Here is a 17,007-nt window from a genome sequence, read left to right on the forward strand (position 1 = left end):
GTCATACATGCGGCTCCGCCGCGATGGGGATCCCCCCTGTTCTGGGGGGGGTACCTCCCTGCCCGAAGAGCTTGGGGGCGCAGTCGCACCCGCAGCCGCAGCCGCACGACGGAGCCTCTCCGCACTCCCCGCGGAGCGTCCGCACTCCCCTCGGAGCGCTTAGGCGCGGCCCGCCGTCTTCTGGGTCCTGCGCGAGACGGAGTCGATGACGACGGCCGCCAGCAGCACCGCGCCGGTGATCATGTCCCGGACGGCGGAGCCGGTGCCCAGCAGGGCCATGCCGGAGTTGATCGACTGGATGACGAGCGCGCCCAGCAGCGCCGACCAGGTCTTGCCGCGTCCGCCGAAGAGGCTGGTGCCTCCGATGACGGCGGCGGCGATGCAGTTCATCAGGAGGCTGCCGGCCCCGGAGGACTGGTTGGCCGCGTTGATCTGTGAGGCGAAGAACATGCCGCCGATCGCCGCCATGGTGCCGGCGAGGGAGTAGACGGTGATGCGGATCATGGGCACGTTGATGCCGGCCCGGCCCGCGGCCTCGCTGCTGCCGCCGACCGCGAAGACCTTGCGGCCGTAGCTGGTACGGCGCAGCACGAAGTCACCGATCACCACGACGCCGATGAAGATCACGACGGCGAGCGGCAGGCCCTTGTAGGAGTTGAAGACGAACGCCGCGGCGTAGGCGGGAACGGCGAGCACCACCGTGCGCAGCACGATCTCGCTGAGCGGCCTGCTGGGCACCCCGACGGCTTTGCGCCGGCGGGCGTCCAGCAGGGACAGGCCCAGGAAGGCCAGCACACAGACGGTGGCCAGACCCATGGCGGCGGCCTTGTCGGCGAAGTAGTGGTTGGTGAGCTGCGCCACCACACCGTCGTCGTCGAGGTTGATGGTGCCGCTGGGGCCCAGGATCTGGAGCATCAGCCCGTTCCAGCCCAGCAGGCCGGCCAGGGTCACCACGAAGGCGGGTACGCCGATCCTCGCGAAGAAGAAGCCGTGCACGGCGCCCGCGGCCATCCCGGTGAGGATGGCGAGGACCAGTGCGAGGACCTCGTTCATGCCGTGGTTGATGTTGAGAACGGCCAGTACGGCGGCCGACATGCCGCTGACCGACCCGACGGACAGGTCGATCTCGCCGAGGATCAGTACGAAGACGATGCCGACGGCGATCAGTCCGGTCCCGGCGCTCTGGATGAACAGGTCGCTGAGGTTGTTGGCGCTCAGGAACGCCGAGTCCTGGAGCTGGAAGACGATCGCGATGACGATCAGCCCGACGATGACGGGTATGGAGCCCAGCTCGCCGGTGCGCAGCCTGCGCAGCAGGTCGTTCGCGTAGCCCTTGAAACCCTCCTGGCGCACCAGCAGGCGGGGGTCGACGGCAGTGACGGCGCCGGGCGCGGCGCCCTGGTTGCCACTGGCTGCCCCGTCCTCCGGAGCTGGATTCTCGTCGGCCTTCTCGGCCTTCTCGGTCTTTGCGGCCTTGACGGCCTTCTCGGCCTTGTCAGTCCTGACGGCCTCGTCGGCGTTCTCGTCCGCCGTGCCGACGGCGGTGCCCTCGTCGGGGGACTGGGCGCCTTCGTTGCCGTCGGTAGGAGTCCCGGTGGTCACTTCTCCACCTCCGTGATGCGGGCCTCGCGGCGGGTGACGACGTTGTCGGTGGCGCCGGTGATGGCCGAGACGATGTCTTCCTGGGTGGTCTCGCTCACCTTGAAGGTGCCGTTGTTGCGGCCGAGGCGGAGCACCGCGACCCGGTCGCTGACGGCCCTGACCTCGGCCATGTTGTGGCTGATGAGGATGACGCCGAGGTCCCGCTCGCACAGCCGCTCGACCAGGTCGAGGACCTGTGCGGTCTGCTCGACGCCGAGTGCGGCGGTGGGCTCGTCGAGGATGACGACGCGGGGCTCGCCCAGCAGCGAGCGGGCGATGGCGACGGTCTGCCGCTGTCCTCCGGACAGCGAGGCGACCGGGATGCGGACGCTGGGTATGCGGATGGAGAGCGTGGAGAGCAGCTCGCGGGCGCGGCGCTCCATCTCGATCTCGTCAAGGACACCGCGCGACTTGATCTCGTTGCCGAGGAAGAGGTTGCCGACGACGTCGAGGTTGTCGCACAGCGCGAGGTCCTGGTAGACGGTCGCGATGCCGAGGTCCTGGGCGTCGTGCGGCCTGTCGATACGGACGGGCCTGCCGTCCCATTCGATGGTGCCCTCGTCGGCGGGGCCGACGCCGGCTATGGCTTTGACCAGGGTGGACTTTCCTGCGCCGTTGTCGCCTACGAGCGCGACGACCTCGCCGGGGTGGATCTCCAGCTCGACATCCGTCAGCGCCTGGACGGCGCCGAACCGCTTGGAGATCCCGCGCAACGCCAGCACGGGCGTAGCGGACACGTGAATCATCTCCTTCGCCGCCTGACCGATGTGCCCGGCGGAGGGGGGTGAGCGTGCCGGCGCCCCCGTCACGGCGGGGTGGAAGGGCGGGGGCGCCGGAGGATGGGACCGGGGGCTGGGCGGGCCCGGGGCGGGGCCGCTGCGCCCGGTGGGGCCGTGGCCGGGAAGGCCACGGCCGGGGGGACTACTTGATGGACGCCTTGTCGCAGGCGTCCTTGAACTTGGCGGTGCAGATCTCCTTGGCCGTGAAGAAGCCCGACTTGCCGACGTACTTCTTGATGTCGTCCTTGACCAGCGGCAGCGGCGTGACGATCTTCGTCGGCACGGCCTTCTCCGACTCGCTGTCGGTCTTGGAGGTGGCGATGTCGTCGAGCTTCTCGCCGCGCGCCAGGGCGACGGCGAACTCGGCCGCCGCGGAGGTCTCGGGCACGTACGGCTTGTAGACGCTCATGAACTGCTCGCCCTTCAGGATGCGCTGTACGGCGTTGAGTTCAGCGTCCTGGCCGGTGACCGGGGGCATCTCGTCCTTGCTGTATCCGGCGCCCTTGAGGGCCGTGATGATGCCGCCGGCCATGCCGTCGTTGGCGGAGTAGACACCGGCGATCTTGCCCTTGCCGAGGGAGGAGATGGCGCCCTTCATGTTCTCGTTGGCGTTCTCCGGCTTCCACTCCTTGGTGTCGTACTCCTTGCCGACCTTCACCTTGCCGTCGAGGACGGAGTGGGCGCCGTCCTTGTACATCTTGGCGTTGGGGTCGGTCACGGAGCCGTTCATCATGACGATCTTGCCCTTGTCGGCCTTGTCGCCCATCTCCTTGAGGAGGGAGGTGGCCTGGATCTTGCCGACCCGGGGGTTGTCGACCGAGGTGTACGCCTTGATGGGGCCCTCGGCGAGGCGGTCGTAGGCGACGACGGGGATGTCACGGTCGTCGGCCTTCTTGACCGAGCTGGATATGGACTTGGCGTCCACGGCGTCCACGATCAGCGCGTCGACCTTCTTGGTGATCATCGTGTCGACCTGCTGCTGCTGGAGGTTGGCGTCCTGCTTGGCGTTGGAGTAAAGGATCTTGGTGTCCTTGCCCGCCAGCTCCTTGATCTTCTTCTCCAGCAGCGGCTTGTCGAAGCGCTCGTAGCGCGCCGTCTGGTTCTCGGGGAGCAGGAGGCCGATGGTCAGCGGCCCCTTCTTGTCCTTCTTGCTGTCCCCTTTGTCACCGGCTTCGTCCGCGCTGCCACAGGCGGCCGTGACAAGGGCGAGCGAGAGCGTGACGGTGCCGAACACGATGCCGCGCAGTGCTGCGTGCATGGACTACCTCCCTGACGGGGCCGCGCCGTCGCGACCGAGGTAGCCGGAAGTCAACTCTCAAGCGATCCTTCGGTCAATAAGTAAATCCTTAACGAGATGGCAACGATGCCATTCGTTACGGCAATGAACACAGCAAGGTGTGACATGCCGCCGTAACCCCGGCGTTCGAAAGCGTCAGAGGACGGCAGCCGCCGTGGCGTCCAGCAAGGTGGCGTCACCCATCTCGTTGAGCACCAGCGCGAGCGCGCCCAACACCTCGGCGCGGCTGCCCAGTTCGCCGGGGAGGACCTTCAACTGGCGGGCCGCGCTGGGGATGGAGTAGCGCGCCACCGAGTCCCGCACGGGATCCAGCACCAGGTCCCCGGCCTCGGCCAGGTCGCCGCCGAGCACGACACGGGAGGGGTTGAGGAGGTTGCAGAGGCTGGCGACACCGCTGCCGATGTGCCGCCCGATGTCGGCGACCACCCGGCGGCAGCCCGGGTCGCCCTCGCCCGCCAGCCGCACCACGCGGGCCATGGTCAGATCGGTGCCGTGGCTGGAGTGCAGCAGCGGCAGCACGTAGCGGGCGGCCGTGAAGGTCTCCAGGCAGCCGCGGTTTCCGCAGCGGCAGACCGGGCCCGACTCGTCCAGGGTGATGTGGCCGATCTCGCCGGCCGTGCCGCCCGGGCCCCGGTAGATCTGGCCGTTGATCACGAGTCCGGCGCCCACGCCGCTGGCGACCTTGATGTAGGCGAGGTCCTCGGCGCCGTGGCCCGCGCCCCAGACCTGCTCGCCGAGGGCTCCGAGGTTGGCGTCGTTGTCGACGTAGACGGGCACGCCCGTCCGGGCGGCCAGCTCGTCGCGCGGGTTGGTGCCCGCCCAGCCCGGCAGGATCGCGGTGGAGCCGAGCACGCCGGTGCCGATGTCGATGGGACCCGGCACGCCCAGGCCGATGCCGATGACCTTGGCGGGGCTGATGCCGCTCTCGCTGACCAGCCGGTGCACCAGGCGCTCGGCCCGGTCGAAGCCCTGGTCGGCCGAGGCGTCGACGTCGATGGGCTCCGCGTCCTCGGCCAGCACCTTGTGGGCGAGGTTGCCCACGGCCACCCGCAGGTGGGAGTGGCCGAAGTCGACGCCGACGACGATCCCGGCGTCGGCGCTGAGCGCGACCGCGCGGGCCCTGCGCCCGCCGGAGGAGGTGGGCGTGACCTCGACCGTCCCGGCGTCCTTCAGCTCCCGCACGATGTTGGAGACGGTCGCGGCCGACAGCCCCGTCGTCCTGGCGATCTCCGCCTGGGTGAGCGAGCCCGCCATTCGTACGGCACGCACGACCCGCTCGAGGTTCGCCCGGTGCAGCGAGGACTGCGATCCCGGAGTCTCCACCACTGTTCACTCCCCGCTTGTCTCCAACATCTGAACTCTAAGCAGAGCCCCAGCGGTTCCCCCCGTCAAGTCCTTGAGCACAGCTGGGCGGGGCGGGCGCTCGTTTGTGTCGGCATTCTACGGAGGTGAGCGGGCATGACGTGACGGGTCCCCGGCCTTGGCCGGGGACCCGCGCGGACTCGCTGTCTACGTCACTTCACGGAACCGGCGGTCAGTCCGGAGACCACGTGCCGCTCGATGAAGGCGAACAGGACGATCACCGGGACGATCGCGACGACGGAGGCGGCGAACAGGTAGTTCCACTGCACGTTGTAGGCACCGATGAAATTGTTGATGCCCACGGTCAGCGGCTGTTTGTCGGGCTCCGTGGAGAGCGTCAGCCCCATCACGAACTCGTTCCACGACGTGATGAAGGTGAAGATCACCGCGGTGACGACGCCCGGCAGTGCCAGCGGCAGCGTGACCTTGATCATCGCTCCGAAGCGGCTGAGGCCGTCGACCATGGCGGCCTCCTCCAGCTCCGGGGGGATCGACCCGATGTAGGCGGTCAGGATCCAGACGGCGAAGGCGAGGTTGAACGCGGCGTTGCACAGGATCAGCGTCCAGACCGAGTTGAGCATCTCCAGCTGGTGGAACTCGCGGTACAGGCCCACCAGCAGGGACGTCGGCTGGAACATCTGGGTGACCAGCACCAGCAGCAGGAACAGCTTCCTGCCCCGGTAGCGCATCCGCGCCGTGTAGTAGGCGGCGGGCAGCGAGACCAGCAGCACCAGCACCGTGGCACCGGCCGCGACCAGCAACGTCACCTGGAGATTGTCGCCGAGCGACGACTCCTTCCAGACGTCGATGAGGTTCGACCACTCCAGCTTGCTCGGCAGATACGTGCGGTCCCGCAGCTCGTTCGCCGGCCGGAGCGCGGTGATGATCATTTCGAGGTACGGCGCCAGGAAGACGGCGGCGAGCAGCCAGGCGGAGGCGGCGATGACGACAGTGCGCGGCCTGAAGGTCCGCTTCGGTGGCCGGACGGTCCGGGCGCTCGGGGTTGCGGTCGTCATCAATCCTCCTTGTTCCATCGGCTGACCTTCAAGAAGATCAGCACCAGCACCACGACCATCGCGAAGTTGACCACGGACATCGCCCCGGACTCGCCGATGTCCGTCTCCTTCAGCTTGTACATGAACACCGTGCTGGTCGCGGTGTCGCTCCCCGGTCCGCCCTGCGTCATGGACCAGATGATGGGGAAGGAGTTGAAGACGTTGATGAGGTTGATGACCACGCCGACCAGGAAGGCCGGGCGCAGCAGCGGGAGCGTGATCCCCCGGTAGGTCTGCCAGGCACCGGCGCCGTCGATCCGCGCCGCCTCGTACACCTCACCGGGGATGGTCTGGAGACCGGCCAGCAGGGTGTAGGTGGTGAAGGGCAGCGAGACGAAGACGGCGACAAACATCATCCACGGCCAGGCGGTGCCCGGAGTGCCGAGCCAGTCCTTGGACTTGTCGATGATGCCGAGGTCGATCATCACGGTGTTGAGGACGCCCGCAGTACTGTTGAGCATCCACTTGAAGCCGATGGCCGTCATCAGCACGGACGCGGCCCAGGGGGCGATGAGCGCCCATCTGGTGACGTTGCGGCCGGGGAAGCGCTGGTTGAAGAGCTGGGCGAGGCCCAGCGAGAGCAGCATGGTGACGCCGACGACCACGACGGTCCACAGCACCGTCCAGATCAGTACATGGCCGAAGTCGGTCTCGTCGAACAGCTTCTTGAACTTGTCCGTACCGGCCGAGCCGCGGACGACACCCGCGATGCTGATGTTCAGGAACGAGGTCCTGATCAGCTCGAAGACGGGCCAGATGACCACGCCCAGGATCAGCAGGACGACAGGGGCAATCCAGGGAAGCGGGCCCAGCCGGGCCAGGCCGCTCTTACGGCCTGGCCGGGCGGGGAGCCCACCCCGTACCCGGCCCCTGCTGGCCGGGGACGGTGGGGCCTTCATTGACACAAGGACTCCTTGCGATGCGGAAGTGCGTCGGACCAGTCAGCGGCCTACTTGTTCGAGGCCGCTTCTTCCGCCTTCTTCTGCAGGTCGCCGAGGATCTTCTTCGGGTCCTCCTGGACGGCCTTGCCACCGGTCTTCTTCATCTCGGCCGAGACGACGTCCCAGGCCGGGTCGCCGAGCGGGTAGAACTTCGCGTTCGGCAGCTCCTTGAAGAAGGGCTCCAGGTCCTTGTGCTTCCCGCTGGACTGCATGTCCTGGAGGGTGTCCTTGGTAACCGGCATGAAGTTGTACATCTCGTCGAACTTCTTCATCTTCTTGGAGTAGGTGAAGTCGAGGAACTTCTTGACCTGCTCCTTCTTGCCGCCGTCCTTGAAGGCCATCATCCAGTCGGCGACGCCGAGGGTGGACTTCAGCGGGCCGTTCTTGCCCGGGATGGTGGTGACGCCGTAGTCGACCTTGCCCTCCTTGGCCATCGAGACCAGGCTCGGGTGGCCGTTGAGCATGCCCGCCTTGCCGGCGGCGAAGTCCCCGAAGGCGGTCTTGCGGTCCGTGGTGGCCGGGTTGTCGTAGGTGAGCTTGGGCTTCACCAGGTTGTCCTGGAGCCACTTGAAGGTCTCGACGTTGGCCTTGCTGTCGACCGTGTACTTGCCGCCGCTGTCGGTGAAGCCCCCGCCGTTGCCCATCTCCCAGATCATGGACTCGCCCTGGGTCTCCTCGGGGCCGAGGGGGAGGGCGTAGGGGGTGTCGGCGGCCTTGGACGACTTGATCTTCTTCGCGGCGTCGGCCACCTCGTCCCAGGTCTTGGGCGGTGACTTGATGCCGGCCTTCTTGAAGACCTTCTTGTTGTAGAAGAGCACGCGGGTGGAGGAGACCCACGGGATGCCGTACTGGGTGCCGTCCACCTCGCCGGCCTTGGCGAACGAGCCGATGAGGTTGCCGCGCGTCTTGGGTGACATCACCTCGTCGGCCTTGTAGAGCAGGTCGTCGGCCACCTTGTCGGCGTAGCCGCCGGTCTGGAGCAGGTCCGGAACGTTTCCGCTCTGGATCATCGTCTTGACCTGCTTGTCGATCTCGTTCCAGTTGATGACCTGGACGTCGACCTTGATGCCCTTGTTCTTCTTCTCGAAGTCCTTGGCGACATCGTTCCAGTAGATCTTGGAAGCGTTCGAGGCCTTGTCGCCGTAGTCGGCGGCAACCAGCTTGATGGTGTTCTTGTCGCCCGAGTCCCCGCTGTCACCGCCGCAGGCCGTAGCGCCCAGTGCCATGGCGAGCGCTGCGGCGCCGGCCGCCACTGCTCTTCTGTTCATGTTGCTCAACCCTTCGACATCGGTGTCGACTTGCCCGCAAGTGCAGCCCCCGAGCGCCCTCGCGAGATGATCCTCGCGGCGCTGTGGCGCAGAGACTACTCACGGCACTTTCAGCCGCAACAGGTCTAGGCCACTTTCGTGGCCAAGCTGAAATGACCCCTGATCGCGACTATTTGAGAGCCCCCGCTGTGAGCCCCGCCTGCACCTGGCGCTGGAAGACCGCGTAGACCACGAGCACCGGCGCCATGGCGATGGTCAGCCCCGCGAACAGGGCCCCCCAGTCCCCCCGGTAGCCCTGCGCCACGGCGAGCGAGGCGAGGCCCTGGGGGAGGACGTAGTTGTCCTCGTTCTCGCTGTTGAGCAGCAGCGGCAGCAGGTACTGGTTCCACTGGCCGAGGAAGTTGAAGATGCCGATGCTGATCAGTCCCGGCTTGGCCATCGGCAGCATGATCTGGAAGAACGTCCGGGTGTGCGAGGCCCCGTCGACCATCGCCGCCTCCTGGACGCCGCTGGGCAGCGTGCGGAAGAAGGAGGTCAGGAAGAAGGTGGTGAAGGGCAGCGAGTAGGCGATGTACGCGATCATCAGACCCGGCCGGGTGTCCAGCAGCCCGAAGTTGTCCATCATCTTGAACAGCGGGATCAGAGCCAGAATAACGGGAAACATCATGCCGCCCGCGAACAGCAGGAAGATGAACCGGTTCCCCACGAACGTGAAGCGCGCGATGACGTACGCCGCCATCGAGCCCAGCAGCATCGTGCCGGTGAGCGAACCCAGCAGGATCATCACGGAGTTGAGCGCGTAGCGCCCGATCTTCGCCTCCGTCCACGCGTGGCTGAAGTTCTCCCAGCGCAGCGAGTCGGGGAGGCCCATGGGGTCGCTGAGGATGTCGCCCGAGGCCCGGAAGGCGGTGATCGCGATCCAGACCAGCGGGCCGGCCGCCAGTACGACCCACACGACGAGAAAGGCGTGCGAGAAGACGTTCAAGGTGGCGCCCTCGGACACCTTGCCGGGGCCGCTCCCCCGCTGCGCTGCGCCCTCGGAGGGAGTGCCGCCGTCGGCGGGGGCCGTGGTCGAGGCTGTGGTCATGATGTGGCTCCCGCTGTCTCAGTATTCGATCCGGTCGCGGTTCCCGAGCCTCATGATGATCAACGAGAAGATCACGCTCAGGACGAGGAGGACGACGCCGATGGAGGTGGCGTAGCCGAACTGCCCCTCCTGGAACTCCTTGTAGAGGTACACCGGCAGGACGTTCAACGGGTGATCCAGCCCGACCATGACCTGGACGACCGCGAACGAGTCGAGCGCCTGGATCCCCATGTACACCCAGCCGGTGCGCACGGTGTCCCAGATCAGCGGCAGCGTCACCTGGAAGAAGGTCTTGGCACGGCCGGCCCCGTCCAGCAGCGCCGCCTCGTAGATGTCCTTGGGTATGGACCCCATCGCCGCGGAGAAGAGCACCACGTAGAAGCCGACGAAGCTCCAGCACAGCACGACGAGAACGGCGAAGAGCGCCAGCTTGTAGTCCCCGCCCAGCCAGGACTGCTCGGCGCTGTCGAGTCCGACCGCGCCGAGCACCCCGTTCAGCAGTCCGGCCCGGGTGTTGAAGACCCGCCCCCACACCACCGCGATGATGGCGATGGACAGGACCTGCGGGAAGAAGTAGACGACCTTGTAGAACGAGGAGCCCGCCACACCCGCGATGGCCTGGCCCTTCCGGTGCCGGCCGCCCGCGGTGATCATGAAGGCGAAGAAGACGCCCAGCGCAAGCGTGACGAGCGGAGCGAGGAGGAGGAGCAGGAAACTACTGCGCGCCGAGGTCCAGAACCGCTCGTCGTTCCACATCTTGACGTAGTTGTCGAACCCGATGAAATTCTGCCCCGCGCCGCCGGTCCAGTCCGTGAACGAGAAGAAGATCGCCTGGATGAAGGGCCAGATGACGAATATCGCGTAGAACAGCAGCGGGAGGGACAAGAACCCCACGATGAAACGGTACCGGTCCACGGTGCGGTACCGGCGGTCGTACCGCACCCGCGCGGGAGTGAACCGGGGCGGTATGAGAACCGAGACGATCAACAGAACCCACTGCACCAGCGGGTTCCTCTTCCGGGGGGCGCCGCCCTTTTTCTTGGACGGAGATTCCCCCGCCGGCACTTGAGTCTTCACACCGCTCCGATTCCGCCCGCGCCGATCATTCCGTGTGGCTGATCGTTCCCGTGTCTCAGGACTTCTTGATCTTCTGGATGTCGGGGTCCTTGGCGACCCGGTCCGCGCCCTTCTGCATGGCGTTCATGGCGTCCTTGGCGGACGCCTCACCGGTCATGAACGTGCGCATGGCCCCGTTGAAGTCCTGCTCGAACAGCTCGGGGTACCACTCCTTGAAGAACGCGATAACAATGTTCTTCCCGGCGGCCTTGAGGGCTTTCTGCGAGCTTGCGACGCCCGGCGGCAGGTCCATTCCGTCGATCGCGCCCCTGACGGCGGGAATCGCGGAGACCTCCTTGAAGAAGTTGCGGGTCGACTCCTTGCTGTAGAACATCCGCAGCCACTCCAAGCCCCCCTGGAGGTTCTTGGCCTTGGCGGGGACCACGAACGGCTCACCGGGCGGGGAGAAGAGCGTGCCGAAGGGCATGGCGTCGCCCTTGTCGAGCGAGGGCGTCGCACCGACAGTCATGCGGAAGCCCTTGGGCGTGGTGTCCTTGGCCTCGTTCTCCACCCAGGAGCCGTCGGGTACGAAGACGCACTTGCCCTTCGTCCAGGCGGTCTGCATCTCGACGTGGCCCTGCTGGCTGTCGAAGCCGCCCAGGACGTACTTCTTGGCGACCACTTCCTCCCACGCCTCGAAGACGGACTTCACCGCGTCGCTCTTCCAGGCGTTCGGCTCCAGGTTGTCCATCGCCTCGATGGCCTTGCGCCCGCCTACCTGGGCGAACATGGCGAACATGGTGAAGAACATGTAGCGGGGGTGGCCGCCGGGGTACGCCCAGCCGTGGAGGCCCTTCGACTTCGCCTTCTTGCACAGGGCGAGCATCTCGTCCCAGGTCTTCGGATATTCGGTCTCCAGCGTCTCCTCCAGCATCTTGGCGGAGTACCAGTTGCCGTAGACCGTCGTGGAGATGTTGAGCTGGTAGCAGCCGTCGGTGCCGAACCGGCCCATGTCCTCCATGCCGGGGATCAGGGTGTCGCGGACGGTGATGGAGGGGTCGTCCCAGGAGGGGGCGTCCAGCAGCTCGGTGAGGTCGGCGACCTGCTTGTTCTTCACCAGCTTGCCGATGTCCATGTTGTCGTCGCCCGAGTTGTTGACGACGTCCGGCGGGTCACCCTTGACGATGCGCGGGCGCACCAGGGTGGAAATCTTCTCGGTGGCCTTCTGGTTCGGCTTGGCCTTGGGATAGCGCTTCTCGTACATGTCGGTGACGAACTGCGCGTACTTGTCCTTGTAGCCGCCCTTGAAGATATAAACCTGAAGGGCCGCGTCCTCTTTCACCGCCAGCGGATTCTTCTTCGTTTTCTTGCCCTTTTCGGCCTTGTCGTCGTCCCCGCCGCTGCTGGCGCAGGAGGTGAGTGCGCCGATCGCGGGTACCGCGAAAAGACCGGCCGCGGTGGCCTTCTTCATCACATCACGACGGTTGACGCTGGTGGATCCCATGCTCAAGTCCTCGCCTTCTCCAGGACTCAGGCGGTGTACCGGTCTCCCGTCAACTCGCCACTGGCGAAGGGCCCGACACCGCGGGTCAGTTGAAGCTAGTGCCGTGACCGGCAATGTTCGCCCGGAAGGAGCGTCGTCCGGTGCGTGCGATCGCAAGGCGGCCGGAAGTCCTTGTAGCGGAGCTACCAGGGCTTTTGACCAACGCGGCGAGCGTGCTGGGCGGCGCGACAGGGCAAAGCTTGCCGGGAGGGGCACTAGGTCGTGCAGGCCGTACGGGTGGTGCGCCAGTGAAACGGCCCCGCGCGCGCGGTTACCGTTCGAGGTGCGGACAGGTATAGTCCACTCCTCGCCAACGGGGCAAGATCGAAAGCGTTTCCACCCGCCATCTTTCCCGAGTTGAGACCTCTGCGGCTTCACACCTCTTCCGCACCCTTGACACCAATGAGCCCAGGTACATTACTGAGCTCTGTAATTCACACGCTGACAACGTTGTCTGCCTGCTGAGGGGTCCGCGTGCCACGCAGAGATCTGTCCCGCTTCAGACCGTTGCGGCGGGGCGCCAGACGCCCCGCCGTCGTCGTGATCCTGGCCCTCCTGGCCGCCACGGCGGCACAGTCCACCGCCACCGGCGCCCCGGACCCGGGGACCGGCCCGAAGGCCGGGGACTTCGCCTCCTCCTTCGAGGCGGACGATCCGCCGCCCGACTGGCTCGACACCGTCGAGACCGGCCCAGACGGCAAGCCCCGCGCCGATGGCGTCACCCCCCAAGACGCCCCCGGCGCACCCGGCATGACGACCCGTCCGGGCGACGGGCCCGCCTCCTCCCCCACCGCCAAGACCGGCGCGGGCTTCACCGGCAAGCACGCGCTGCGCTACGCGGGCAGCCACACGGCGCCGGGCCGCGGCTACGCGTACAACAAGGTCTTCGACGTCGACCTGCCCGTCGTCCGCGACACCGTGCTCTCCTACCGGATCTTCCCGGAGATGAGCGGCGAGGACCGCTCCTACTCGGCGACCCACGCCGCCGTCGACCTCGTCTTCACCGACGGCACCTATCTGAGCGACCTGCGCGCCACCGACCAGCACGGTGTGCGGCTGAGCCCGCGCGGCCAGGGCGAGGGCAAGACGCTGCACGTCAACCAGTGGAACAACCGCGAGTCGCGGATCGGCGAGGTCGCCGAGGGCAGGACCGTCGACCGCGTCCTGGTCGGCTACGACGCGCCCAAGGGCTCCGCCGATGGCCCGCGCCCCTTCAGCGGCTGGATCGACGACGTCGAGGTCGCGCCTCAGCGCCCCGAGGCCCCCAAGGCGCACCTGGCCGACCACGTCGTCACCAATCGCGGCACCAACTCCAGCGGCGAGTTCTCCCGGGGGAACAACTTCCCCGCCACCGCCGTCCCGCACGGCTTCAACTTCTGGACGCCGGTGACCAACGCGGGCTCCAAGGACTGGCTGTACGAGTACGCGCGCAAGAATACCGACGACAACCCGCCAAACCTCCCCACCCTCCAGGCGTTCAGCGCCAGCCACGAGCCCAGCCCCTGGATGGGCGACCGGCAGACCTTCCAGGTCATGCCGTCGGCCGCCGAAGGCACCCCGGACCCCTCCCGCACGGCCCGCGCCCTGCCCTTCCGTCACTCGAAGGAGACGGCCAGGCCGCACCACTACGGGGTGACCTTCGAGAACGGGCTGCGCACCGAGATCGCGCCGACCGACCACGCGGCGATGATGCGCTTCACCTTCCCCAAGAACGACGCCAGCGTGATCTTCGACAACGTCGACGACAACGCGGGCCTCACCCTGGATGAGAAGCGGGGCATCGTCAGCGGCTACTCGGACGTCAAGAGCGGAGGGTCGACAGGCGCCACCCGGATGTTCGTCTACGCCGAGTTCGACGCGCCCACCACCGGCGGCGGCAAGCTCGAAGGCGGCGGCGGCAAGGACGCGACCGGCTATCTGCGCTTCGACGCGGGCGCCGACCGCACCGTCTCCATGCGCATCGCCACCTCGCTCCTCAGCGTCGGCCAGGCCAAGGCGAACCTGGGCGGCGAGATCCCCGCCGGCCGCTCGTTCGACCAGGTCAAGGACAAGGCGCGGGCCCAGTGGGACGACCTGCTGGACGTCATCGAGGTCGAGGGCGCCACCCCCGACCAGCTCACCACGCTCTACTCCAACCTCTACCGGCTCTACCTCTACCCCAACTCCGGGCACGAGAAGGTCGCCGGGAAGACGCGCTACGCCAGCCCCTTCTCCCCGGCGGAGAAACCGGACACCCCCACCGAGACCGGCTCGAAGATCGTCGACGGCGAGGTCTACGTCAACAACGGCTTCTGGGACACCTACCGCACCACCTGGCCCGCCTACTCCTTCCTCAGCCCCAAGCGGGCCGGGAAGATGGTCGACGGCTTCGTCCAGCAGTACAAGGACGGCGGCTGGATCTCCCGCTGGTCCTCGCCCGGCTACGCGGACCTGATGACGGGCACCTCCTCGGACGTGGCCTTCGCCGACGCGTACGCCAAGGGCGTGGACTTCGACACCAAGTCCGCGTACGACGCGGCGCTCAAGAACGCCACCGTCGCCCCGCCCTCCTCCGGCGTCGGCCGCAAGGGCATGAGCACCTCCCCCTTCCTGGGCTACACCAGCACGCAGACCAAGGAGGGCATGTCCTGGGCGCTGGAGGGCTATCTCAACGACTTCGGCATCGCCCGCATGGGCGAGGCGCTCTACAAGAAGACCGGTGAGCGGCGCTACAAGGAGGAGTCCGACTACTTCCTCGAGCGCGCCCAGAACTACGTACACCTCTACGACAAGAAGATCGGCTTCTTCCAGGGCCGCAACGAGAACGGCACCTGGCGGCTGAACCCCGACGCCTACGATCCGCGCGTGTGGGGCCACGACTACACCGAGACCAACGGCTGGAACTTCGCCTTCACCGCACCGCAGGACACCCGCGGCCTGGCCAACCTCTACGGCGGGCGCGCCGGGCTGGCCAAGAAGCTGGACAGCTACTTCGCCACCCCGGAGACAGCGGAGAAGAAGTACGCGGGCAGCTACGGCAACGTCATCCACGAGATGACCGAGGCGCGCGACGTGCGCATGGGCATGTACGGGCACAGCAACCAGCCCTCCCACCACATCGCCTACACCTACGACGCGGCAGGGCAGCCCTGGAAGACCCAGGAGAAGGTCCGCGAGGTCCTCTCCCGGCTCTACACCGGCAGCGAGATCGGCCAGGGCTACCCCGGCGACGAGGACAACGGGGAGATGTCCGCCTGGTACGTCTTCAGCTCGCTCGGCTTCTACCCCCTGGTCATGGGCTCGCCCGAATACGCCGTCGGCTCGCCCCTGTTCACCAAGGCGACGGTGCGTCTGGAGGGGGGCCGCGACCTGGTGATCAAGGCGCCGCGCAACAGCGCCAAGAACGTCTACGTCCAGGGGCTGAAGGTCAACGGCAAGACGTGGACCTCCACCGCGCTCCCCCACAAGCTCCTCGCCAAGGGCGGCACGCTGGAGTTCGACATGGGGCCGAAGCCCTCGAAGTGGGGCAGCGGGAAGAAGGCGGGGCCCACCTCGATCACCCGGGGCGACGCGGCGCCCTCGCCCCAGCGCGACGTCACCGAGCCGGACGGCTCCCCGCTGCTGGACAACACCTCCGGCACCGCAGCGGAGTTGACCCCGGCCCCGCTGACCGTTCGGAAGGGCGCCGAGGCCACCTCCTACACGCTCACCTCCGACGACCGCACCAAGGCCCCCGGCGGCTGGAAACTGGAGGGCTCCCACGACGGTGAGAGCTGGCGCACGGTCGACCGGCGGGCGGGAGAGACCTTCCGCTGGGACAAGCAGACCCGCGTCTTCGAGATCGACCGTCCCGGCCGCTACGAGCGGTACCGCCTCACCCCCGACAAGGAAGGCGCACGGCTCGCGGAGGTGGAACTCCTCGCCAGACCCTGACCCCCGCCCCTCCCTACGACGGCGCCCCGTCCCCGGATCAGCCCGGGGGCGGGGCGCCGTTCGTGCCGGGGGTCCGCCCCGAGACGGCCTCCTGGAGCGCTTGGCGGAAGGCCGCCACGGCCGGGTGGCGGCTGCCGCCACGGCGCACCGCGATGATCAGCTTGCGGTGGTGCTGGCCGTACGGCAGGTCGTGCAGCGGCAGGGTCGGCGGGAAGCCGTGCCACAGCAGGTCCGGCAGCATCGCGGCGGCGTGGCCCCGCTCCGCGAGCCGCAGGTGCAGCAGCAGATCGCTGGACTCGAAGCGCACGTCGGGCTCGAACCCCGCGTCCCGGCACAGCGTCGTCGCCCGGTGCCGGGCCGGCGTGCCCTCGGGTTCCATCACCCAGGGCCGGTCCGCCAGCGAACGCAACGCCTCCTGGGGGCTGTCCGAGGGCGAAAGGGCGGGGTGGGCCAGCCGCAGGGGGTCGTCGCAGAGCTCTTCCTGCTCCAGTTCGGCGGGGCGCGGGATGGGGCTTCCGGGGTACTCCTCGGACAGGACCATGTCGAAGTCGTGGGTGAGCAGCGCCGGGAGGGCCTCCTCCGGCTCCGCCTGGGTGACATGCACCCGCAGCCGCGGAAGAGTGTCCCGGACGGTGGTCAGCGCGGGGGGCAGCAGTGCGAGGGCCGCCGTCTGGAAGGAGGCGACGCGCAGCGTGCCGGAGACCTCGGTGAGGGAGAGCGCGAGTTCCGCCTCGGCCCGCTCCAGCCGCTCCAGCACGGCCTCCACATGCCCGACGAGGATCTCCGCCTGCGCGGTGAGCCGGACGCGCCGGCCCACGGGCTCCAGCAGCTTCACCCCCACCTCCCGCTCCAGCTGGGACAGCTGCTGGGAGACGGAGGAGGGGCTGTAGGCCAAGGCCGTGGCTACGGCCGCGAGGGTGCCGCGGAGCTTCAGCTCGCGCAGCAACCGCAGCCGGTGGAGGTCGAACATCCGGCATCTCCTCGCAAGCGATAGTTCAGATTTTCTGATGAGTATAGACCGAAAAGCTTTGCTGGACCGATGGGGAGTGGTGATCACAAGCTTGTC

Annotated in this window: 12 protein-coding genes; 1 reads left to right on the plus strand and 11 read right to left on the minus strand. The window is 67.5% G+C overall.

The annotated features are described in order from the left end of the window. Positions 1 to 159: 159 nt before the first annotated feature. From OHB04_RS10500 to ngcE, 10 genes are all read right to left on the minus strand, one after another. Complete coding sequence (locus OHB04_RS10500) at positions 160 to 1,602, minus strand: sugar ABC transporter permease (protein ID WP_326807342.1); 1,443 nt, start codon at positions 1,600 to 1,602, stop codon at positions 160 to 162. Further along, on the minus strand, positions 1,599 to 2,387 hold the full coding sequence (locus OHB04_RS10505) for an ATP-binding cassette domain-containing protein (RefSeq protein WP_326687403.1): 789 nt from the start codon (positions 2,385 to 2,387) through the stop codon (positions 1,599 to 1,601). The genes OHB04_RS10500 and OHB04_RS10505 overlap by 4 nt, the downstream gene beginning before the upstream one ends. A 175-nt stretch (positions 2,388 to 2,562) precedes the next feature. Next, a complete protein-coding gene (locus tag OHB04_RS10510; protein ID WP_326687404.1) occupies positions 2,563 to 3,678 on the minus strand; it encodes a substrate-binding domain-containing protein in 1,116 nt (371 codons plus the stop codon). 174 nt (positions 3,679 to 3,852) lie between these two features. Further along, entirely contained in the window at positions 3,853 to 5,040 is a 1,188-nt protein-coding gene (locus tag OHB04_RS10515; RefSeq protein WP_326692665.1) for an ROK family transcriptional regulator, read from the minus strand. 191 nt (positions 5,041 to 5,231) lie between these two features. Beyond that, a complete protein-coding gene (locus OHB04_RS10520) occupies positions 5,232 to 6,095 on the minus strand; it encodes a carbohydrate ABC transporter permease (RefSeq protein WP_326687405.1) in 864 nt (287 codons plus the stop codon). Next, positions 6,095 to 7,033: a carbohydrate ABC transporter permease gene (locus OHB04_RS10525; RefSeq protein ID WP_326687406.1), complete on the minus strand. Its 939-nt coding sequence runs from the start codon at positions 7,031 to 7,033 to the stop codon at positions 6,095 to 6,097. Before OHB04_RS10525 ends, OHB04_RS10520 begins: the two co-directional genes overlap by 1 nt. A 50-nt stretch (positions 7,034 to 7,083) precedes the next feature. Next, positions 7,084 to 8,343 carry an extracellular solute-binding protein gene (locus OHB04_RS10530; RefSeq protein WP_326687407.1) on the minus strand — a complete coding sequence of 420 codons (1,260 nt, stop codon included), beginning with the start codon at positions 8,341 to 8,343 and terminating at the stop codon, positions 7,084 to 7,086. 169 nt (positions 8,344 to 8,512) lie between these two features. Continuing rightward, complete coding sequence (locus OHB04_RS10535; RefSeq protein WP_326687408.1) at positions 8,513 to 9,430, minus strand: carbohydrate ABC transporter permease; 918 nt, start codon at positions 9,428 to 9,430, stop codon at positions 8,513 to 8,515. An 18-nt stretch (positions 9,431 to 9,448) separates the two neighbouring features. After that, positions 9,449 to 10,372 carry a carbohydrate ABC transporter permease gene (locus OHB04_RS10540; protein WP_326692667.1) on the minus strand — a complete coding sequence of 308 codons (924 nt, stop codon included), beginning with the start codon at positions 10,370 to 10,372 and terminating at the stop codon, positions 9,449 to 9,451. A gap of 190 nt (positions 10,373 to 10,562) precedes the next feature. Continuing rightward, complete coding sequence (ngcE, locus tag OHB04_RS10545) at positions 10,563 to 11,990, minus strand: N-acetylglucosamine/diacetylchitobiose ABC transporter substrate-binding protein (RefSeq protein ID WP_326687409.1); 1,428 nt, start codon at positions 11,988 to 11,990, stop codon at positions 10,563 to 10,565. A 513-nt stretch (positions 11,991 to 12,503) separates the two neighbouring features. On the opposite strand from ngcE, the gene OHB04_RS10550 reads away from it, so the two are divergent. After that, positions 12,504 to 15,941, plus strand: a complete 3,438-nt coding sequence (locus OHB04_RS10550; RefSeq protein WP_326807343.1) for a GH92 family glycosyl hydrolase — start codon at positions 12,504 to 12,506, stop codon at positions 15,939 to 15,941. Positions 15,942 to 15,978: 37 nt separating this feature from the next. Here the strand turns inward: OHB04_RS10550 and OHB04_RS10555 are convergent, their stop codons facing one another. Then, entirely contained in the window at positions 15,979 to 16,911 is a 933-nt protein-coding gene (locus tag OHB04_RS10555; protein ID WP_326687411.1) for a LysR family transcriptional regulator, read from the minus strand. Between the last annotated feature and the right edge of the window lie 96 nt (positions 16,912 to 17,007).

Origin of the sequence: Streptomyces sp. NBC_01775 (genome assembly GCF_035917675.1) — a bacterium.
In the GTDB taxonomy this organism is placed as follows: domain Bacteria; phylum Actinomycetota; class Actinomycetes; order Streptomycetales; family Streptomycetaceae; genus Streptomyces.